Raw genomic sequence first — 21597 nt, 5'->3', positions numbered from 1 at the left:
CCGCCGCGCCAAAGCCTTATCGTGCATTTATGACGATTGCGACAAGGATTTGCGCCAATGGGAGGCGCCGGTCATTTTTCTATGAAAAAGGCGACGGAGCGTGGCTCGACGGTGACTCGGGGGCCGGCCTTCTTCGCACCGGCCGGCGTCAATTGACGCCAGGACGCTTCGCCTTCCAACGGAAGCGTAAAGAGCTCGCGGCTTTCGGAACGATTGAAGAGCACGGCAAGCCGGGTCCGCCTGCCGCCTGAGGCGCGGTCGCCGGTTGCCAGCAGCATGCCAAGGGTCGGGAGCGACGGTGTCTCCCATTCGGCGACTGTCATCGGTTCGCCCGAAACCGAGATCCATTCGACGTCGCCATTTCCCGACAGGAAACCCGTTTCTGAAAAGACGGTGAAGCGGCGGCGCAGTCCGGCGACGAAGGCGGTATGGGCGATGAGATCCTCATCCAATGCCTTCCAGTCGAGCCAGGTGATTTCGTTGTCTTGGCAATAGGCATTGTTGTTGCCGCGCTGGCTGCGTCCGCCTTCGTCGCCGGCGGTCAGCATAATGCTGCCGCGGCTGGCAAAGAGCGTTGATATCAGCGCCATGACATCGTTTTTCCGGCGCTTGCGGATCGAGGGGTAGAGCGTTTCGCCTTCGACGCCGTTGTTCCAGGAGTGGTTTTCATTGTGACCGTCACGATTGTGCTCGCCATTGGCGTCGTTGTGCTTCCCGGCATAGGAGACGAGGTCAATCAGCGTGAAGCCGTCATGGGCGGCAAGGAAATTGACGCTGCGCGTTCCTTTGCCGTCGTGACGGGAGAAGATGTCGGAAGAGCCGGCAAGCGCGGTTGCCAGCGCGCCGGTCTTCCACTGGTCGCCGCGCCAGTAACAGCGCAGGTCGTCGCGGACGCGGTCGTTCCATTCGAGGAAGGGCGGCGGGAAGTTGCCGAGCTGGTAACCGCCCGGGCCGATATCCCAGGGTTCGGCGATCATGATCCGGTCGGCAAGCACGGTGTCGGCCAGAATGGCGGCAAGTGTTCCCCCATCGCGCTCGAAGCCTGTCGTGGTTCGGCCGAGCACCGGGGCGAGATCGAAACGAAAACCGTCGACGCCTGAATTGAGCACGAAATGGCGCAGGCTGTCGATGACGAGACGGCGAACTTCAGGATGGTCGCAGGCAAGCGTGTTGCCGGTTCCCGTATCGTTGACCAGTTCGCCCGGGCAATTCTGGACATGGCGGAAATAATGCAGGTTGTCGAGGCCGCGCAGCGACAGCGTCGTGCCGTAACGATCGCTCTCGCCGGTATGGTTGAAGACCAGGTCGAGGATGACGGCGATGCCCTCGGCATGCAGGGCGGCAACGGTCTCGCGCAGCTCCGCCATGCCGCCCGGGGCGAGCCGCGGATCGAGCGCCATGAAGGCGACAGGATTGTAGCCCCAGCCGTTGGTGAGGCCGAGCGGCGGCAGGTGGCGTTCGTCGATCCAGGCGGTGATCGGCATCAGTTCGACGGCATCGACGCCGATCCGCTTCAGATGGGCGACGACGGAGGGATGGGCTAGGGCGGCGATGGTGCCGCGCTGGGCCTCCGGTATGTCGGGATGGAGGATGGTAAAGGGCCGCACCGCTACTTCGTAAATGAAGCCGCCCGGTTTGAAGAGTGGCTTGGCGATGACGGCGCGCGTATCTGAGGTGACGATCGCCTTCGGCATCAGGTCCTGGCTGTCTTCGCCATAGACGCCGAGGCGGGGATCGTAGCGGAACGGTCGGTCAATCTCCTTGGCGTAGGGGTCGATCAGCAATTTGGAAGGATCGAACCAGAGGCCGTTGTCGGGCGCATAGATGCCGTCGGCGCGATAGCCGTAACGCGCGCCTGCCTTCAGCCCGTCGACAAAGAGACGATGGATGTGGTTGCTGTCGCGCGCCATCGGCAGGCGCGCGAATTCTCTGGCGCCGTCATCTTCGAAAAGGCAGAGTTCGATCTGTGCGGCATGATGCGACCACACGGCAAATTCGACGCCGGTTTCGAAGACGATTGCTCCGGCCTGCGCCGCATTGTTCCCGCGCATGTTTCCCCCGGATCAGGTGATCACGGTTGGCGCGTCGCGTCCCGTGCGTTCCCGAATGCTGGCCACGCTGTCGGCGGCGGTAATCAGATCGGCGAGCGCTTCCTGCGTTTCGATGTTGTGGCGAGTCGAATCCGGCTCGTAACGCTCGATATAGACACGCAAGGTTGCGCCAGACGTGCCGGTACCGGAGAGACGGAAGACGACACGGGAGCCGCCCTCGAAGAGGATACGGATGCCCTGGTGCTCGCTCACCGATTTGTCGATCGGATCGTGATAGGCGAAATCGTCGGCTTTCTCGACCTTCAGGCTGCCGAAGCTCTTGCCGGGCAGGGTGGAAAGCTGGCTGCGGAGGTTGTCCATAAGCCCGTTCGCAGCATCGGTGTCGAGGCCTTCGTAATCGTGGCGTGAATAATAGTTGCGGCCGTAGGTCTGCCAGTGCTGGGTGACGACATCGGCGACGCTCTCGCCGCGCACGGCAAGAATATTCAACCACAGCAGCACCGCCCAGAGGCCATCCTTTTCGCGGACGTGGCTCGATCCGGTGCCGGAGCTTTCCTCGCCGCAAATCGTCGCCATGCCGGCGTCGAGCAGGTTTCCGAAGAACTTCCAGCCGGTCGGCGTCTCATACATGCCGATGCCGCGCTTTTCGGCGACACGGTCGGCCGCACCTGAGGTCGGCATCGAGCGGGCGATGCCAGCGAGGCCGCCGGAATAGCCGGGAGCGAGATTGGCGTTGGCGGCGAGGATCGCCAGGCTGTCGGAGGGAGTGACGAAGATGCCCCGGCCGATGATCAGGTTGCGGTCGCCGTCGCCGTCGGAAGCGGCGCCAAAATCAGGCGCGTCGTCGCTCATCATCTCATCGAAGAGTTCTTTGCAATGAACCGGGTTCGGATCCGGATGATGACCGCCGAAATCCGGCAGCGGCATGAAGTTGCGCACAGAGCCCGAGGGGGCGCCGAGGCGATTTTCGAAGATTTCCTTGGCATAGGGGCCGGTGACGGCACTCATCCCATCGAAGGCGATGCGGAAGCCGAGGCTGATCAGATTGCGGATAGCGCCGAAATCGAACAATTCCTCCATCAGTGCGGCATAGTCCTCGACCGGGTCGATGACGGAGAGGATCATGCCGCCGGGAAGTTCGTCCTTGCCGATGCGATCGAGGTTGACGTCGGCGAAATCGGCGATCTTGTAGCTGTCGATCGTCTTAGAACGGGCATAGATCGCGTCGGTGATCTTTTCCGGGGCCGGACCGCCGTTGTTGATGTTGTATTTGATGCCGAAATCTTCGGTCGGGCCGCCGGGATTGTGGCTTGCAGACAGAATGATGCCGCCGAAGGCCTTGTACTTGCGGATGATGTGAGAGGCGGCCGGCGTCGACAGGATGCCGCCCTTGCCGACCATCACTTTGCCGAAGCCGTTGGCGGCGGCCATCTTGACCGCCTTCTGAATGACTTCGCGATTGTAATAGCGTCCGTCGCCGCCGATGACGAGGCACTTGCCCTGGTAGCCTTCCAGCGAATCGAAGATCGACTGGATGAAGTTCTCCGCATAATTCGGCTGCTGGAAGACCGGAACCTTCTTGCGCAGGCCTGACGTGCCGGGCTTCTGGTCCAGGTAGGGCGTGGTGGGTACGGACTTGATCATTTTAGGTCACATGCCTTTCGAGACGAGGCTTGAATAGAGGGCAGCGTAGCGTTCGGCGCTCTTCTCCCAGGAGACATCCGATTTCATGCCCTGCTTTTGCAATTGGGTCCAGAGTTTTCGGTCCGCGTAAAAGTGCATTGCACGGCGGATTGCCTGCAGCATGCCCGTTTCCGTCACGGGTGAGAATTGTATGCCGGTTGCCACTTTCGCTGCAAGCGCGGCGTGATTGGCATCGATCACCGTGTCATTCAACCCGCCTGTGCGGGCGACGATCGGCACGCAGCCATAGCGCAGAGCGTAAAGCTGGGTCAGGCCGCACGGCTCGAAGCGCGAGGGAATGATGATCGCGTCACAGCCGGCCTGCATCAGATGCGACATCGGCTCGTTATAGCCGATCGAGACGCCGATGCGGCCGGGATGACGGCTGGCGGATGCGAGCAGCGCGCCTTCCAGCGCGGCTTCACCGGAACCGAGCACGACGAGCTTGCCGCCCATGCCGACGATTTCGTCGGCGACATTGGCGACGATATCCATGCCCTTCTGCCAGGTGAGACGGCTGATGACGCAGAAGATCGGGGCATCGTCATTGTCGAGATGGAAGAACTCGGCGATCGAGCGGCGGTTCTCGTCGCGGTTCTTCAGCGTCGTCGGGCCGTAATGGGTGTGGACGACGGGATCGGTTGCCGGGTTCCAGATATCGGTATCGATGCCGTTGACGATGCCGTGCAGATCGTCGATGCGGGTGGCGATGACGCCTTCGAGTCCCATGCCGAATTCCGGCGTCAGGATCTCATCGGCATAGGTGGGGCTGACAGTGGTGATCGCATGCGCGGTTTGCAGGCCGCCCTTCAGAAAGCCGGTCGTGCCGTAATATTCGACGCCGTCGATGGCAAAGGCATGATCGGGCAGGCGCAGGCCGGGAAAGATCTCGGAGCCGAACTGGCCCTGGAAGGCGATGTTGTGGATCGTCAGCACGCTCGGCAGTTCCGGCGTCGGATAATAGCGCATGTAGACGGATGTCAGCGCCGCTTGCCAATCGTGCGAATGGACCAGATCCGGCCGCCAGCCGGGCAGCAGACCGGCGGCGATCTCGGAGGCGGCGAGCGACAGGGCGGCGAAACGGCGCCAATTGTCCGGATAGTCCTTGCCGAGCGGATCGAGATAGGGGCCGCCCGGCCTGTCGTAATAGGCCGGGGCATGGAGGACGAGCAGATCGAGGCCCTCGTGCTGGACCTCGAGCACGGTCGCCTTTTCTCCGAGCAGGTCAGCGAATTCGAGCCTGACGACAGGGTCGCGAATGACCTTCATGACGGCGGGATAGCCGGGCAGGAGAGTCTTGGTTTCGACCCCGAAGGCGTTCAGGGCAATCGGCAGGGCGCCTGACACATCGGCCAGGCCCCCTGTCTTGATCAAAGGGAAGACTTCGGACGAAACCGAAAGAACTTTCATACGTCAGATATCCAGCTTGTCGATCATCGGTTGCGTGATCAGGCAAATGCCGCTTTCCGTCCGCCGGAAGCGTTTGGCGTCGAGTTCGGCATCCTCGCCGACAACAAGACCTTCCGGAATGACGACGCCGTGGTCGATCACCACATTCTTGAGCTGCGCGCGGCGTCCGATCTTCACATTCGGCAGGATGACCGCCCCTTCCAGCTTGGAGAAGGAGTTGGCCCTGACACCGGTGAAGAGCAAGCTCTTGTTGAGGCTGGCGCCGGAGATGATGCAGTCGCCCGACACGACGGAAGACGTGGCCGAGCCGCGGCGATCCTCGTCGTCATGGACGAATTTTGCCGGCGGGGTGATCTCGGCATAGGTCCAGATCGGCCAGGACTTGTCGTAGATATCGAGCTCCGGCACGATCGCCGTCAGGTCGATATTGGCCTGCCAATAGGCATCGATCGTGCCGACGTCGCGCCAATAGGGTTCATGCTCGAAATCGGAGCGGACGCAGGACTTGGCGAAGCGGTGAGCGACCGCCTTCCCGTGCTGGACAATATAGGGGATGATGTCCTTACCGAAATCGCGGCTCGAATTCGGGTCGGCGGCGTCGCGGCGCAGCGCATCGAGCAGGAACTTGGTGTGGAAGACATAGATGCCCATCGAGGCGAGAGCGAAATCCGGCTTGTCGGGAATGGGCGGCGGATCGGCCGGCTTCTCGACGAAGGCGATGATCTCGTCCTTTTCGTTGACATGCATGACGCCGAAGCCCACCGCTTCCATGCGCGGCACTTCCAGGCAGCCGATGGTGACGTCGGCGCCGGAATCGACGTGCTGCTGCAGCATCCACTCATAGTCCATCTTGTAGACGTGGTCGCCCGCCAGAATGACCATGTATTCGACACCGTAATCCTCGATGATGTCGATGTTCTGATAGACGGCGTCGGCGGTGCCTTCATACCATTGCGTTTCCGAAACGCGCTGGCTGGCCGGCAGGATGTCGAAACTCTCATTGCGCTCCGGGCGGAAGAAGTTCCAGCCGCGTTGCATATGGCGGATCAGCGAATGCGCCTTATATTGCGTCGCGACGCCGATGCGGCGGATGCCTGAATTCAGGGCATTAGACAGGGCGAAATCGATGATGCGGGCCTTGCCGCCGAAATAGACGGCGGGCTTGGCACGCCGGTCGGTGAGTTCCTTGAGACGGCTCCCCCTGCCGCCCGCCAGAACATAGGCCATTGCATCGCGGGCAAGTGGCTGAATACGCTTTTCTACCATTTTCTCCTCCCACCAGTCTTAATTTTCAGGTTCAAGCATGATCGTTGCCAAAGGCGGCAGCGTAATCGAGCAGGTGATGTTGCCGCCGGCATCGACGGCCTGCACGCGCCCGCCATTGCCCTTGCCGCTGCCGCCGTAGATATCGGCATCGGTATTCAGAATCTCCCGCCAGCGGCCCGCCAGGGGCAGGCGGATGGAATAATTCTCGCGATAGACGGGCGTGAAGTTGGTTATGACGGCGACCGGCTTCTGGCCCGGCGCCTTGCGCAGCCAGGCGAAGACGGAATTCTCGCGGTCGTCGGCGACCAACCATTCGAAGCCGTCGCCCTCGCAGTCACGCTCATGCAGCGCCGGCTTGCTGCGGTAGGTGAAATTCAGATCACGCACCAGACGGCGCATGCCTTCATGCATACGGTATTGCAACAGGTTCCAGTCGAGCGACTTCGCCTCGCTCCATTCGCTCCACTGGGCGAATTCCTGCCCCATGAACAACAGCTTTTTGCCGGGATAGCCCCACATATAGGCGTAATAAGCGCGCAGATTGGCGAATTTCTGCCAATCGTCACCCGGCATCTTGGCAATCAGCGAGCCTTTTCCATGGACGACCTCGTCATGCGATAGCGGCAGGACGAAATTTTCCGAATAGGCATAGAGCAGGCCGAAGGTGAGCTCGTTGTGATGGTGCCGGCGGTGTACCGGATCGCGTTTCATGTAGCTCAGCGTGTCGTGCATGAAGCCCATGTTCCACTTGAAGCCGAAGCCGAGGCCGCCTTCGTGGACGGGCTGCGAGACCTTCGGCCATGAGGTCGATTCCTCGGCGATGGTCATGACATTGGGATGCTGGCCATAGATGCGGATATTGAGGTCCTGCAGAAAGCGGACAGCTTCGAGGTTCTCGTTGCCGCCATATTCGTTCGGGATCCATTCGCCGTGTTTGCGGGAATAATCGAGATAGAGCATCGACGCGACGGCATCGACGCGCAGGCCGTCGAGATGGAACTTCTCGGCCCAATAGAGGGCGTTGTTGACGAGATAGGAAACGACCTCGGTGCGGCCGAAATTATAGATTGCCGTGTTCCAGTCGGGATGGAAGCCCTTGCGCGGGTCTTCGTGCTCGTAGAGCGCCGTGCCGTCGAACCAGCCGAGGCCATGCTCGTCGGTCGGGAAATGCGCCGGCACCCAGTCGAGGATGACGCCGATGCCGACCTTGTGGCAGCCGTTGACGAAACGGGCAAAACCCTCCGGCTCGCCGAAGCGGGCGGTCGGTGCGTAGAGGCCGGTCGTCTGGTAGCCCCAGGAGGGATCGTAGGGATGCTCGGTGATCGGCAGGAATTCGATATGGGTGAAGCCCATGTCGACGCAATAGGGAATGAGGCTCGAGGCGAGCTCGTCCCAGGAAAGCATGGTGCCGTCCTGCCGGCGCTGCCAGGAGGCGGCATGCACTTCATAGATCGAGATCGGCTGGCGGCGCTTGTCGGTCTCGCGCCAATGCTTCAGATGGGCCTCGTCCTCCCAAACCTGCTCCAGTTCGGCGGCGGCGACCGAGGCGGTCTTCGGCCTCAGCTCGCTACGCCGGGCGAACGGATCGGCTTTCAGCGGCAGCAAGACGCCGTCATGGCCGCGGATCTCGAATTTGTAGGCGACGCCGATCGGCACATCAGGGGCAAAGATCTCCCAGATGCCGCTGTCGGCGCGCAGCCGCATGACGTGCTGGCGACCGTCCCAATTGTTGAAATCGCCAACGACCGAGACGCGCTGCGCATTCGGGGCCCAGACGGCGAAGTGTATGCCTTGGGCGCCGTCGTGGCGAATGAGGTGGGCGCCCATCTTGTCGAACAGACGCAGGTGCGAGCCTTCGCGGGCGAAATAATCGTCCATCGGCCCGAGCACCGGCCCGAAGCTGTAGGGGTCGGTGACGGCCCATTCGGCATCGCCGCGCCGGGCGCGGTAGCGCACCGGCTGCAGCCTGGTCAATGAGACCGGGCCGGCGAAGAAGCCGTCAGCATGCAGCTGCTTCAGTTCGCCGATGACGCCGCCGTCGAGCGTCATGGCGGTCACGTCTTCGGCGCCCGGGATGAAGCAGCGGGCGACCAAGGCGTCGCCGGCCTGGTGCACGCCTAGAACGGCAAAGGGATTGGAATGCGAGCCGGCCAGGATCGCCTTGATTTCATCTGCCGAAATTTCCCAGGAAAGCTTTACTTCAGGGAGTGTTTTCGGCGTTTTCATCCGGCTCTCCAGATTTCGTCTGCATATTGCCTGATCGTGCGGTCGGAAGAGAACCAGCCCATCCGCGCCGTATTGTTGATCGTCTTGGTGTACCAGGCGGACTGATTGATCCAGATCTGGTCGACGTCGCGCTGAGCCTGGGCATAGGCGTCGAAATCGGCGGCGACCATGAACCAGTCGTGCGAATAGATGCCGTCGATCAGCGCCGCGTAGCGGTTGCGGTCGTCGGGCGAGAAGACGCCGGAGCCGATGGCGGCAAGCGCCTGCGAAAGTTCGCGAGAGCCCTCGATGATGGCGCGGGGATTGTGGCCGTCGCTGCGGACCTTGGCGACCTCGTCGGCCCTGAGGCCGAAGATGACGATGTTGTCTTCGCCGACATTGTCGCGCATCTCGACATTGGCGCCGTCGAGCGTGCCGATCGTCAGCGCCCCGTTGAGGCCGAACTTCATGTTGCCGGTGCCGGATGCCTCCATGCCGGCGGTCGAGATCTGCTCGGAGAGATCGGCGGCCGGAACCATGACCTCGGCGAGCGAGACGTTGTAGTTCGGCACGAAGACGACCTTAAGTAGGCCGCGCACCGATGGATCGTTGTTGATGGTGCGGGCGACGTCGTTGATCAGCTTGATGATGAGCTTGGCGTTGTAGTAGCTTGGCGCCGCCTTGCCGGCGAAGAGTTTGACGCGCGGCACCCAGTCCATTTCAGGATGCGAGCGGATCTGGTCATAGAGCGCGACGGCTTCGATGATGTTCAGAAGTTGGCGCTTATATTCGTGGATGCGCTTGATCTGGATGTCGAACATGGCCGACGGATCGAGCTTTACGCCCATGCGGCTGGCGACGAGATTGGAGAGCGCCACCTTGTTGGCCCGCTTTATCGCTGCGAACTTCTGCTGAAAGCCCGGATCGGAAGCATGCGCCTCGAGCGGGCGCAGCTTTTCGGCATCATCGAGGAACTCGTCGCCGATTGCCTCGCGGATCAGGCCGGTGAGGCCGGGATTGCACTGCTGCAGCCAGCGGCGCGGCGTGATGCCGTTGGTCTTGTTGTTGATGCGGTCGGGATAGAGCTTGTGCAGGTCGGCAAAGACCGTGACCTTCATCAGATCGGTGTGCAGCGCCGAGACGCCGTTGATAGAATGGGAGCCGATGAATGCGAGATTGCCCATGCGCACGCGCCGTTCGCCGCTTTCCTCGATCAGCGAGATCGAGCGGATTTCGCTGTCGGAAAAGTTCTTGGTCTTGCGCACATCAAGCAGGATCTTGGCGTTGATCGCATAAACGATTTGCATATGGCGCGGCAGCAGGCGCTCGAACAGCGGCACCGGCCAGCTTTCCAGCGCTTCGGGCAGAAGCGTGTGATTTGTATAGGAGAAAGTGTGGCGGGTGATCTCCCAGGCCTGTTCGAAATCCATGCCGTGCACGTCGCAGAGCAGACGCACGAGTTCGGCGACGGAGACGGCCGGATGGGTGTCGTTCAGCTGGATTGCCACCTTATCAGGCAGCGAGGTGAAATCGTCATATTGCTGCAGGTGGCGGCGCAGGATGTCTTGCAGCGAAGCGGAGGAGAAGAAGAACTCCTGGCGCAGGCGCAATTCCTGGCCCGCCGGCGTTGCGTCGGCGGGATAGAGAACCCGGGTCAGGCTTTCGGCCTTGTTGCTTTCGCGCAGGGCGCCGATGTGGTCGCCGGCGTTGAAGGCATCGAGGAGGATCGGGTCGATCGGCTGCGCCGACCACAGGCGCAGCGTGTTGACGCGTTTGCCGCGCCAGCCGACCGCCGGCGTGTCGAAGGCTGCGGCGATGACGCGCTCGGCCGGCTTCCAGACGTAGCGCGGCTGGTCGTCATGGGTGGTGATGAATTCGACGGAACCGCCAAAGCCGATTTCATAAGAGCTCTCGCGGCGCTCGAACTCCCACGGGTTGCCGTGGGCAAGCCAGTTTTCAGGCAGTTCTACCTGCCAACCATCGGCCAGCTGCTGGCGAAAGAGGCCATGGACATAGCGGATACCGTAGCCATAGGCCGGGACGTTGACCGTCGCCATGCTCTCCATGAAACAGGCGGCGAGACGCCCGAGGCCGCCATTGCCGAGAGCGGCATCCGGCTCGAGGCCGGCAATGACATTGACATCGACGCCGAGCGAGGCGAGCGCATCGCGCACCTCTTCCATCAGGCCGAGGTTCGAGATGGCATCGCGCATCAGGCGGCCGATCAGGAATTCGAGAGATAGATAATAAACGCGCTTGGCGCCCGTCGCATAGACCTCGCGGGTGGAGGCCATCCACTTGTCGATGATGCGGTCGCGCACCACCAGAATAGTCGCCGTCAACCAGTCATGCGGCTTTGCCACCTTGGCGTCCTTGCCGATGCGGTAGGTCAAACGTTCGATGATTTCTTCAGCGAGAATTTCCGGCCTTGAACTGCGGGGAGCGGGAGAAGGGATAACCGGCTTGGAAACGGTGTTCATGGTCAGATCTCGCCAATTTTAATTTGGTTTCAGGGTGTTATGCCTGATTTAATCGATTTGTCGCTTGCGCGGACCACAGTTTATGCATCGTTAGGAAGCACTTGCAACAAAGGATTTGGGCAAACGAAAAATTTGCGAAACCTTCATATTCACGGGGTTCAAAGGGATTGATTACAAACGTTTTTCCCGACAGATGGATGGGGTAGCGATAGCGAAAGGCCGCGCCGGTTTGTTCCGGCTCGGCTCTTTTGGTCGGCTCTCGGTTGGCAGGATCGTCAGTTCGTCAGGCGCGTCACTTGAGTGGACGCCTTCGCTCCGATCGCTTTGAATGCGGCGAAAAGGTCTTCCATTTTTTCCGCCTGGAAATAGTGCGAGGCATCTGAGGCGCAATACTGCAGCAGCGCTTGTCCGCCCGGGGGCGCCATGAAGGCGATCGTATAGATCTCGATGCCCTTGGACTTGGCAGTGTCGCATGTCGCCTTGGTCAGCGTGTCATATGAACGGCCGCCGCTGCTGTCGTTGTTATTGTCGCCGTCCGTCATGAAGACGATGTACTTCTGCGGTATCTGCCCGCTCTTCAGCTTGTGGGCGGAGTCTTCGGCGTCGTTCCCCGCAGCATTCTTTGCCGTCAGGGACAAATAGGCGGTGCTCATAGCGCCGCTGGAATTCGTGCCGCCTCCCGCCTGAAGCGCATTGACATAGCTCGAAACACCAATAGTTCCCCAGGCGAGACTGCTGGGTGCGTATTGAACGATATCGTAAGATACCGCGCCGGTGCGGACGTATTGGGCGTTGGGATCGGCGCCGCTCAACTGGACGAAGAGATTGCCGGCGGCCATCTTCAGCGCTTCTATTTTTGTATAGTAGTTTGCGCGGCTGCCGGTGCAGGTGTCCCAGACCTCCTTGCCCTTTTTGTTATAGTGAGGATTGCAGGGGTAGGTATAGGATTCCGTGGGATCCTCCTCGTTGACGGTCCCCGTGTCTTCTCCCATCGATCCTGATTTATCGAGCGCCAGATACATCGAGATGGAGCCCTGGCCCTGGGTCTGGGAATGGCCGCCGCCGATCGTCGTGCCTGATGTCGAAAGGTGTTGCGTGGTGAAGCCGACCGCCTGCATCAGCGGATTGACTGTCAGGTCGAAACTCGGCGAAACCGTTACCTGGTAGGATGTCGAGTTTCCCGATGTGTTTGTCTGCACGCTAACGCCCGTCGCGCTTTTAATATCGACGCCGCTTTGCAGATAATTCGCCATTTGCCCGGCGACGAAATTCCGCGCGTAGGCCTCGGCCTCAGAGGTCTGGATCTTGCCATTCGCCAGCGCGGTGGCGGTCGCAAGCGCCGCCGAGTCGGCGGCTTCCTGCAGTTGCTGCTTGGAGAGCAGCATATCGCCGACGTGGACCGCCATGCCGGCGGCACCGAGAAGAACCGGCGCCAAAATCGCCGTCATGATACCGAAATTACCGCCTCGATCGCTGAACATGCGTCGCAGGCAGGGATGCAAAAAGAAGGTGCTCATCATGTTCACCCAACTGGAAACCCTGTCAGGTGATTAACGCATGCTGGTTCTTTACGCCGTCCTTACGGCGTCAATATAATTTTAACGAATCGGCGGTTTTTTCCAGTTTTGGGATTGGCTTATTTCAGCGGGATCACGTCGACCGCCTGGACGGCGCGCTGGCCGCCATAGCTTTTCAACACGCCGATAACGGGGACGACGTCGGAATAATCGCGGCCATAGGCGACGACGATGTGGTCGGTGCCGGTTGATATGTCGTTGGTCGGGTCGAGCTCGATCCAGCCGATCGTCTCGCCGCACCAGATCCTGACCCAGGCATGCATGGCATCGGCCCCTTCCAGCCGTTCCTTGCCGGGCGGCGGTATGGTGCGCAGGAAACCGGATACGTAACCGGCCGGAATGCCGAGACTTCGGAGCGCCAGGATCATGACGTGGGTAAAATCCTGGCAGACGCCGCGCTTCAGCTTGAAAGCCTCGAGCGGCGTGGTATCGACCGTCGTCGCGTCGGGATCGTAGGTGAAATCCTTGTTGATGCGGGTGCAGAGCGCATGAGCGATCTGCATCGCCGTCAGATCGGGCTTGGCGCAGCTTCGTGCATAGTCGGCGATCTCGCGCGTCTGCATCAGGCGCGGGCTTTCGCCGAGAAAGTGGTGCGGCGAATCCGGCGCCAGCGACCAGATGCCTGCTATTTCCTCGGGCAGATCGGCAAGCAGCGGCGAGAAATCGGCGGCGATCGGCTGGCTTTCGACCTGCACGCGGGCCTGCATGCGAATGTCGAGCGCCTCGTGCGGCGCGCGCAGCATGAAGGCGGTGGCGGAGTGTTGAAAGAAATCGACGAAATGCGACTGCTCGTCCGGCGTCGGCGAAATCGTGATCGAGCCGGCGACCAGGCGTTGCCGGTTGGTCAGCGACAGCGGCATCAGGCGCATGATGTGGCGAGCGCCGGAGGCCGGCACGTCGTAGCTGTAACCCATGCGGAGCGAGAGGTCGTAAAGCACTGCCGTCACCCGAGATAGGTCTGGGCGAGCAGGTCGGAAAGCTGCTCCAATTCGCGTTCGAACCGCTGATAGACCTCAGGCCCCATGCCCTCCGGCGTCATCACCGCCAGGCCGGAATGAAGCCGCATCGCCTCGCGGTAGAAGGGCGACATCTGGCCGTTGATCAGGGCATTCGGCAATTGCTCGACCTCGTGGTGGATCTCGTTCACCTGGAAGAGCACCGAGCGCGGGTTGAGCGGATCGAGCGCCAGCAGATCGGTAACCGTCAGCCGCGCCGTATTGACGTTGTAGCGACGGCGGTGGGTCATGACGCTGTCGCCGATCTCGAGCAGCATGTCGAGCGCGCCGTCGGGCGCTTCCGGGCCGGACATGTGGCCGAGCAGGCGGGTCATGTGCAGGCCGCGCTCGATATAGCGGCCGAGCGAGAGGAAGCGCCAGCCCATGAAGCGGTACATGTTCTCGTGCACGAGGCCGGCAAAACCGGCGAGCTTGCGCAGAAGAATGGTCATCGCGTGGCTGGCGTCGTCGCCGGCAGTGACGGTGACGCGGAAACGGCGGGCCGTCTTGGCGAGATCGTTGAGCGCCAGCCAGCCATCCGGCGAGAAACGGTCGCGAATGTTGCTTGCCGAATAAACCGCGCTGTCGATGTTGCGCAACAGCGTTTCCGGCACTGCCTCGGCAGTATCGATATCGACGGCGGCGAGATAGGCGGAGACATCAGCGAGCAGCGGCTGGCTCGGATCGGCGACCTCGGCATAACGCGAGTGCCAGGCGCGCAAGATGCGCAACGCCCCTTCGGCGCGTTCGATGTAGCGGCCGAGCCAGAACAGGTTGTCGGCTGCCCGGCTCGGAAGGCTGCCCGGCATGTTGCGGGTGAAGCTGCCTTCGGCCGGCAGCAGCGTGTGACGCTCGACGGGCTTGTCGCTGACAATCCAGACATCGGCGGCTGCGCCGCCAGACTGCATGGCGATCGCCGCGACATCGGCACCGGAGCCGATGCGGGCAAAACCGCCGGGCATGATTTGCCAGCCATTGGCGGTGCGGGCAGCGAAGACGCGCAGCGACATCGGCCGCGGCACCAGCTTGCCGTCCACCCAGGCGGGCGTCGTCGAGAGTGTGACGACCTCCTGTCCCACAAGCTTGGGGCCGTCCGAACTCAGCCAGTCGGTGATGGAATCCCTGGCGGTCGCCCGCAGCGACGAGCCGAGCACGGATTCGCCGTCGTCGTCGAAGAAGGGCGCCCGGGAATAGGCCGGGCCGATCACCATCTTCTCGATATTCTTGGCGACGTGCTCGCGTTCTTCCTCCTGGCCGCACCACCAGGTCGCAATCGAGGGCAGCCGCAGATCCTGCCCGAGCAGACGGCGGCAGATGATCGGCATGAAGGCCAGAAGCGCCCGGGTTTCGAGAATGCCGGTGCCGAGCGCATTGACGATGGTGACGCTTTCGGTGCGCAAGGCTTCGACGAGGCCGGGTGTGCCGATATGCGAATTCTGGTTTAATTCCAGCGGGTCGGCGAAGGCGGAATCGAGACGGCGCCAGAGCACGCCGATCGGCTTCAGGCCGGCGACGGTGCGCACCATGACGCGGCCTTTGACCACGGTCAGATCCTCGCCCTCCAGCAGCATGAAGCCGAGATAACGGGCGATGTAAGCGTGTTCGTAATAGGTCTCGTTGGCCGGGCCCGGTGTCAGCACAGCGATGCGGTCGTCGCCGGAATGTTTCATGCCCTGCAGCGCATCTCGGAAGGCGCCGAAGAAGGAGGCGAGGCGGTGGACCGGGGTCTCGGCGTAGATATCCGAGAAGGCACGGGTGGTGGCGACGCGGCTTTCCAGCGCGAAACCGGCGCCCGACGGCGCCTGCGTCCTGTCGGCGAGAACCCACCAGTTACCGTCAGGGCCGCGGCCGATCTCGAAAGCGCAGAAATGCAGATAGTGGCCGGATGCCGGTCTGATGCCGGAGAGCGGGCGCTGGAATTCGGGATTGGCGGCGATCAGCGCCGGCGGCAGGACGCCTTCCTTCACCAGCCGGTTGTCGCCATAGATATCGGCGACGATCGCTTCCAACAAATCGGCGCGCTGGACGAGGCCCGCCGACAGCGCCTGCCATTCGCGCTCATCGATCAGCACCGGGATATGCGAGATCGGCCAGGCGCGCTCGCCGGTGCCCTTGCTGCCATAGGCGCGGTAGAAGACGCCGGCATCCCTGAGATAGCGGTCGGCGCGAGCGAAACGTTCGGTGAGATCCTTTTCCGGCATTGCGCCGAGATGCGAGAGGAAACGCTGCCAGACGGGGCGGACGACGCCATTATTGTCGACCATCTCGTCGGCAGTGCCGGGAAGCGGCGCATAGTCGAAGGCCGCATGCTTGCCGATGCGATCCTCTGCCTCGCCCCTGCGCTCCGCTGCAGGCCTTTTACCCATCAAAACTCACATCCCAACCCCGGCTCAAATTCCGACGGGCCGCCGCAGATCCAGCGTCAGCGGGAATTCAAGCGAACCCGTCTCGGCGCGCGGGATATAACCGCCTGCCGTATGTCCCCACGGTTCGAAGCGGGCGAGCCGCCTTGCTTCCGCCTCGTTGCCGTTGACCGGGAAGGTGTCATAGGTCCGGCCGCCCGGATGGGCAACATGATAGATGCAGCCGCCGATCGAACGCTTCGACCATGTATCATAAATGTCAAAAGTCAAAGGCGTGTTGACCGGCAGGACCGGATGCAGACCCGAAGCCGGCTGCCATGCCTTGTAGCGGACGCCAGCGACCGACACGCCTGCCGTGCCGGTCGGCGTCAGCGGCAGGGTGCGGCCGTTGCAAGTCACGGTGTAGCGGCTCGTATTGCTGGTCTCGAACCGCACCTGCAGGCGCTCGACGGAGGAGTCGACATAGCGGACGGTGCCGCCGACCGCGCCTTCCTCGCCCATGACATGCCAAGGCTCGAGCGCCTGGCGCAGTTCCAGCTTCGAGCCCTCGTATTCGACTTCGCCGCAGAAGGGGAAGCGGAATTCGAGCTGGGCCTTGAACCATTCCGGGCTGAGGTCGAAGCCGTTTTCGCGAAGGTCGGCGAGCACGTCGAGGAAATCGGCCCAGACGAAATGCGGCAGCATGAAACGGTCGTGCAGGGTCGTGCCCCAGCGAACGAATTTGCCGTCGACCGGGTTGACCCAAAAGCGGGCGATCAGCGCGCGCACCAGCAATTGCTGGGCAAGCGACATGCGTGCATTCGGCGGCATCTCGAAGCCGCGGAACTCGATGAGGCCGAGCCTGCCGGTCGGGCCGTCGGGCGAAAACAGCTTGTCGATGCAGATCTCGGCGCGGTGAGTGTTGCCGGTGACATCGGTCAACAGATTGCGGAACAGCCGGTCGACGAGCCAGGGCAGCGGCGGCTGGCCACGGCCGGGAGCCGCGATCTGCGCCATGGCGATCTCCAGCTCGTAGAGGGTGTCGTGGCGCGCTTCGTCGATGCGCGGCGCCTGGCTGGTCGGGCCAATGAACATGCCTGAGAAGAGGTAGGAGAGCGAGGGGTGGCGCTGCCAGTGGAGGACGACGCTCTTCAACAGATCCGGACGGCGCAGGAAGGGGCTGTTGTTCGGATTGGCTGCTCCGACGACGACATGGTTGCCGCCGCCGGTGCCGGTGTGGCGGCCGTCGATCATGAACTTGTCGGCGCCGAGCCGGGTGGCGCGCGCCTCTTCGTAGACCGCCGTGGTGATGTCGACGCATTCCCTCCAGTTCGAGGCCGGATGAATGTTGACCTCGATGACGCCGGGATCGGGAGCGACGCGGATGACGTTGATGCGCTCGTCCTGCGGTGGCGGATAACCTTCAATATGGACGGGGAGCTTGAGTTCGGCGGCGGCGTTTTCGGCCGCGGCGATCAGCTCGAGATAATCCTCGATGCGCTCGACCGGTGGCATGAAGACGCAGAGCCTGCCGTCGCGCGGCTCGACCGACATGGCGGTGCGCACCGCGCCGCCGATCTCAAGCGTCTGTTCGATCCGGCTGCGATTACTCTCGCCGGCCTGGAAGGAGGCTTCCGGCATGGCGCGGCCGGCCGGTACGAAAACGTCGGGCAGCGGCTCGCGCGGGATCGTCGGATCGGCGGGATGGATATAGGGATAGCGTGCCGGGGGGACATAGGGCAGAGCGCCGAGCGGCAGGCGGTAGCCGATCGGGCTGTCGCCCGGCACAAGGAAGATTTTGCCGCGGCGGGTGCGCCATTTCTCGCTGACCCAGACCCGGCTTTCAGCGGCCCTGGCGTTCCATGCCTGGACCGGAAGGATGTAGCCTGTGGGGACGGTGAGGCCACGATCGAAGACCCGGGCGATGCGGTTGCGTTCCTCGGGATCCTTCAGCTTCGAATTTGTCGGATCGACGTTTTCGGGAAGATTGCCTTCCTTGATGATCCAGTCGGCCGGATCCTCAAAGGCCGGCTGCACCATGTCGGGCTTGATCGCCAGTTCTCTTGCAATCGCCGTCAGCAGCTGTTCGGCATCTTCGGCCGCAACACCGGTATCCTTGCCTTCGGCGGCGACCAGATCGAGGTTCTGCCAGATCGGCTTGCCATCGCGGCGCCAGTAGAGCGAGAAGGTCCAGCGCGGCAGGCTTTCGCCCGGATACCATTTTCCCTGGCCGTAATGCAGGAAGCCACCGGGGGCGAAGCGCTCCTGCAGCCGGCGGATCAGGCTGTCGGCCTTTTCACGCTTGGTCGGGCCGGCAGCGTCGGTATTCCATTCGGCCGACTGGAAATCGTCGATCGAGACGAAGGTCGGCTCGCCGCCCATCGTCAGGTGTACGTCCTCTGCTTCGAGGACGTGGTCGACCTTCTCGCCGAGCTCGTTGAGCTCGTCCCAGCTTTCATCGGAGAAGGGCTTGGTGATGCGCGGGTGTTCGGCGACGCGCGAGACCTTCATGTCGAAAGCGAATTCGGTGCCGGCCTCGCCGAAGTAACCGCCGGAGATCGGCGCGGCATTGCGGTAATGCGGCGTGGCGGCCAGCGGGATGTGGCTTTCGCCGGTCAGGAGGCCGGAGGTCGGGTCGAGGCCGACCCAGCCCGCGCCCGGTAGATAAACTTCCGCCCAGGCATGCAGATCGGTGAAATCGACTTCGGTGCCGGAGGGGCCGTCGAGCGCCTTCAGATCCGGGGTCAGCTGGATGAGGTAACCGGAGACGAAGCGGGCGGCAAGGCCGAGATGGCGAAGGATCTGGACGAGCAGCCAGCTGGTGTCACGGCAGGAGCCTTTGGCGCTTTCCAGCGTCTCCTCCGGCGTCTGCACGCCGGCTTCCATGCGGATGACATAGCCGATCTGGCGCTGCAGGCGGGCGTTCAAACCGACGACCATATCGATCGTCGCCTGGCCCGGCGACCAATCGAGCGTCGGCAGCAACGCCTTCAGGCGCGGGCCGGCTGGCTCGGGCGTCATGTAGATCGACAGATCCTCGCGGATCGTTTCAGGATAATCGAAGGGCCACTTGGTCGCTTCCTCTTCGACGAAGAAGTCGAACGGGTTGTAGACCGTCATGTCGGCGACGAGATCGACCTCGATCTTGAACTCCGTCACCGGATCGGGAAAGACGTAGCGGGCGAGATAATTGCCGTAGGGATCCTGCTGCAGATTGACGAAATGGTTGGAAGGCGTGACCTTCAGCGAGTGGCTGAGCACCCGTGTCTTCGAATGCGAGGCCGGTTTCAACCGTATAATCTGGGGGCCGAGGCGGACCGGCTTGTCATAGATGTAATGCGTCAGGTGGTAGATGCTGGCTTTGATCGACATATTTCTCTTTTTATCCGGCGCGCATCGTCGTGCGGCTTGCTGTTCCCAAAACCAGTCTGTGCAATGCAGCGAAAGAAAGCAAGGTGCAATGGCCGGCGTGGCGATGGCTTTTACGGCGCCTTGGCAAAGGTGACGGCCACCTTCAGCCCGCTGCCGCTTGGTCCGGGCTCCAAAATCAGGACGGCATTGAAAAGATTGGCGATTTCCTCGACGATGGGAAGGCCGAGGCCGGCGCCGGGCGCGGCGGAATCATTGCCGCGGGAAAAACGGCGGCGCACCGCCTCCAGCTTCTCGCGCGGAATACCGGGGCCGTTGTCCTCGACTTCGAGGCGGATCGTCTCGGCGGCGGCGATGACGCGGACGGTGACTTCAGCCCCCTTTCCGGCATAGGCGATGGCATTGCCGGCAAGATTGCGCAGCATTTCGCCGATCAACAGCGGCTCGGCGCGGATCATTGCCGGGCTCTCGCCCTCGAAGCCGAGATCGATGCCGGCGACGGCAGCGGCCGGGATCTGTTCGCCGGTGATTTCCTGGGCGATGGCGGCGAGATCGATGGCGGAGGCGGTCAGCGCCTCCTTGGCGGTGGCTGCGTCGATCTTCGCCATCAGCAGAAGCTGGGCAAGAATGCGTTCGGCATGCGCGACGGCCTGATCGCCCTTCAGCGCCGCCGCCTGGGCTTCACCGAGCGAGCCGGCACGGACCGAAAGCGCAAGCTGGGTGCGAATGATCGCCAGCGGCGTGCGCAGCTGATGGCTGGCATTGCCGGTGAAATTGCGCAGGGCATCGAGCGCCGACTGCAGGCGGACCATGAAGGAATTGACCGTATCGACCAGCGGCTCGACCTCGCTCGGAACGGTCTGTTCGATCGGATGCAAATCGTCGGGATTGCGCTCGCCGATCGCGTCGCCGAGCTTGTAGAGCGGACGGAGCGCCATCGTCACCGAGATCCAGACGATGACCGCCGCTCCGGCGATCATGACGGCGAGGCGCAATGCCGAGCGCACGAGGATCGCCTGGGTCAACTGCCGGCGGGCGATCGTGGTTTCGGCGACCGTTACGACGAAGGGCACCGAGCGGATGCCGGTCGAGGCGGAACGTTCGAGCGTGGCGATGCGGATCGGCTCGCCGCGAAAAGTGTCGTCGGCGAAGGCGGCCGCACCGCTCGGCGTCTTCTGCAGGACCGGCAGAGCCTGGTAGCCGGTGATGAATTGGCCCGGTGGGCCGTCGACGCGGTAGAAGACACGGTCCTGCGCGGCCGAGGTCAGCATTTCGAGCGCCACATAAGGGATATCGACCTGCAGCGTGCCGTCTTCGGCGACGACGACGCGTTCGGCGATAGCGAGCGCCGAGCCGGCGAGAACACGGTCGGAGACGATGTTCGAAGTCTGCACAGCCTCGCGATAGGTGTCGGCAAGCGCCAGCATGCCGATGACGGCCGTGGAGACGAGCAGCCAGAAGAGCAGCCGGCGCCTGAGAGAATAGGCGGATTTCATGAAGCCTCGGGCAGCTTGTCGAGATAATAGCCGATGCCGCGGGCAGTCTTGACCGTCAGGCCGTGCGGCGAGAGGCGCTTTCTCAGCCGGCTGACATATTGTTCGATGGCGTTTGCGGAAATGTCATCATCGAAGGCCGTCAGCGACTGAATGATCGCCTCCTTGGCGACGACCTTGCCGGCCCGCATGAACAGGATTTCGAGCAGGCCAAGTTCTCGGGCGGGAATATCAAGAGGGGTGTCGCCTGATGAAAAGGTGCGGGAATTGAGGTCGAAAGAAATACCGCCGAAGCTGACCGTTGCCGAACGCAGCCCGGCCTGGCGGCGCAGCAGCACCCGTACGCGGGCCTCGAATTCGGCAATATCGAACGGTTTGATCAAATAATCGTCGGCGCCGAGATCGAGACCCTTCACCCGTTCTTCCGGTGTGCCGCGCGCCGTCAGGATCAGCACGGCTGCCTGATTCTGCCGGGCGCGCATGGCGCGCAGCACGTCGAGCCCGTCCATCTCGGGCAGATTGAGGTCGAGAATGACAAGATCGAAATTTTCCGCGGCGATGACGGCATTGGCGGAGGCCCCGTCATGGACGACATCGACGGCATGGCCTGTGCCGCGCAAGATCGCCGAGAGCCCGTCGGCCAGCGCGATATTGTCTTCAGTGAGCAGGATGCGCACGGATGTTCCCCTGTTTTTCAAGCGACGTTACAGGGGTGAAGACGGGTTG

The 21597-nt window shown here is 62.3% G+C and carries 12 protein-coding genes; all 12 read right to left on the bottom strand.

Annotated elements, in window-relative coordinates; all coding sequences use genetic code 11:
- Positions 1 to 71: 71 nt before the first annotated feature.
- Positions 72 to 2051, bottom strand: coding sequence for a glycogen debranching protein GlgX (gene glgX, locus N2597_RS17500; protein ID WP_183599515.1), 1980 nt, complete (start codon positions 2049 to 2051; stop codon positions 72 to 74).
- Positions 2052 to 2063: 12 nt separating this feature from the next.
- Complete coding sequence (locus N2597_RS17495; protein WP_096763696.1) at positions 2064 to 3695, bottom strand: alpha-D-glucose phosphate-specific phosphoglucomutase; 1632 nt, start codon at positions 3693 to 3695, stop codon at positions 2064 to 2066.
- Between the two features lie 6 nt (positions 3696 to 3701).
- Positions 3702 to 5144, bottom strand: a complete 1443-nt coding sequence (glgA, locus tag N2597_RS17490) for a glycogen synthase GlgA (protein WP_038691307.1) — start codon at positions 5142 to 5144, stop codon at positions 3702 to 3704.
- A 3-nt stretch (positions 5145 to 5147) separates the two neighbouring features.
- The gene (glgC, locus tag N2597_RS17485; protein ID WP_077990696.1) at positions 5148 to 6410 is read right to left on the bottom strand and encodes a glucose-1-phosphate adenylyltransferase; all 1263 of its coding nucleotides are present in this window, start codon (positions 6408 to 6410) and stop codon (positions 5148 to 5150) included.
- A gap of 18 nt (positions 6411 to 6428) precedes the next feature.
- Positions 6429 to 8636 (bottom strand): 1,4-alpha-glucan branching protein GlgB, encoded by a 2208-nt coding sequence (gene glgB, locus N2597_RS17480; protein WP_077990695.1) that lies wholly within the window; start codon positions 8634 to 8636, stop codon positions 6429 to 6431.
- The gene (locus tag N2597_RS17475) at positions 8633 to 11095 is read right to left on the bottom strand and encodes a glycogen/starch/alpha-glucan phosphorylase (protein WP_077990694.1); all 2463 of its coding nucleotides are present in this window, start codon (positions 11093 to 11095) and stop codon (positions 8633 to 8635) included. Before N2597_RS17475 ends, glgB begins: the two co-directional genes overlap by 4 nt.
- 275 nt (positions 11096 to 11370) lie before the next feature.
- Positions 11371 to 12612: a vWA domain-containing protein gene (locus N2597_RS17470; RefSeq protein WP_183598210.1), complete on the bottom strand. Its 1242-nt coding sequence runs from the start codon at positions 12610 to 12612 to the stop codon at positions 11371 to 11373.
- Positions 12613 to 12731: 119 nt separating this feature from the next.
- Positions 12732 to 13619, bottom strand: coding sequence for a transglutaminase family protein (locus N2597_RS17465; RefSeq protein ID WP_183598212.1), 888 nt, complete (start codon positions 13617 to 13619; stop codon positions 12732 to 12734).
- Positions 13616 to 16033: a circularly permuted type 2 ATP-grasp protein gene (locus N2597_RS17460; protein WP_106795930.1), complete on the bottom strand. Its 2418-nt coding sequence runs from the start codon at positions 16031 to 16033 to the stop codon at positions 13616 to 13618. Before N2597_RS17460 ends, N2597_RS17465 begins: the two co-directional genes overlap by 4 nt.
- Positions 16034 to 16057: 24 nt before the next feature.
- Positions 16058 to 19381 carry a transglutaminase family protein gene (locus N2597_RS17455; RefSeq protein ID WP_183598214.1) on the bottom strand — a complete coding sequence of 1108 codons (3324 nt, stop codon included), beginning with the start codon at positions 19379 to 19381 and terminating at the stop codon, positions 16058 to 16060.
- A gap of 110 nt (positions 19382 to 19491) precedes the next feature.
- Positions 19492 to 20874 (bottom strand): sensor histidine kinase, encoded by a 1383-nt coding sequence (locus N2597_RS17450; RefSeq protein ID WP_077990684.1) that lies wholly within the window; start codon positions 20872 to 20874, stop codon positions 19492 to 19494.
- The gene (locus tag N2597_RS17445) at positions 20871 to 21548 is read right to left on the bottom strand and encodes a response regulator (RefSeq protein ID WP_038691288.1); all 678 of its coding nucleotides are present in this window, start codon (positions 21546 to 21548) and stop codon (positions 20871 to 20873) included. The genes N2597_RS17450 and N2597_RS17445 overlap by 4 nt, the downstream gene beginning before the upstream one ends.
- Positions 21549 to 21597 lie beyond the last annotated feature (49 nt).

The sequence above is a fragment of the Rhizobium sophoriradicis genome, assembly GCF_025200795.1.
GTDB classification, from domain to species: domain Bacteria; phylum Pseudomonadota; class Alphaproteobacteria; order Rhizobiales; family Rhizobiaceae; genus Rhizobium; species Rhizobium sophoriradicis.
The sequence above is the reverse complement of the archived record's forward strand: the minus strand, read 5'-3'. Positions and strand labels throughout refer to the sequence as shown.

Excerpts from the sequence above, each read along its gene's own strand:
- N2597_RS17495 (WP_096763696.1), bottom strand. The coding sequence starts at position 3,695 with ATGATCAAGTCCGTACCCACCACGCCCTACCTGGACCAGAAGCCCGGC.
- glgB (WP_077990695.1), bottom strand. The coding sequence starts at position 8,636 with ATGAAAACGCCGAAAACACTCCCTGAAGTAAAGCTTTCCTGGGAAATT.
- glgC (WP_077990696.1), bottom strand. The coding sequence starts at position 6,410 with ATGGTAGAAAAGCGTATTCAGCCACTTGCCCGCGATGCAATGGCCTAT.
- N2597_RS17475 (WP_077990694.1), bottom strand. The coding sequence starts at position 11,095 with ATGAACACCGTTTCCAAGCCGGTTATCCCTTCTCCCGCTCCCCGCAGT.
- N2597_RS17460 (WP_106795930.1), bottom strand. The coding sequence starts at position 16,033 with ATGGGTAAAAGGCCTGCAGCGGAGCGCAGGGGCGAGGCAGAGGATCGC.
- N2597_RS17470 (WP_183598210.1), bottom strand. The coding sequence starts at position 12,612 with ATGAGCACCTTCTTTTTGCATCCCTGCCTGCGACGCATGTTCAGCGAT.
- N2597_RS17450 (WP_077990684.1), bottom strand. The coding sequence starts at position 20,874 with ATGAAATCCGCCTATTCTCTCAGGCGCCGGCTGCTCTTCTGGCTGCTC.
- N2597_RS17455 (WP_183598214.1), bottom strand. The coding sequence starts at position 19,381 with ATGTCGATCAAAGCCAGCATCTACCACCTGACGCATTACATCTATGAC.
- glgX (WP_183599515.1), bottom strand. The coding sequence starts at position 2,051 with ATGCGCGGGAACAATGCGGCGCAGGCCGGAGCAATCGTCTTCGAAACC.
- glgA (WP_038691307.1), bottom strand. The coding sequence starts at position 5,144 with ATGAAAGTTCTTTCGGTTTCGTCCGAAGTCTTCCCTTTGATCAAGACA.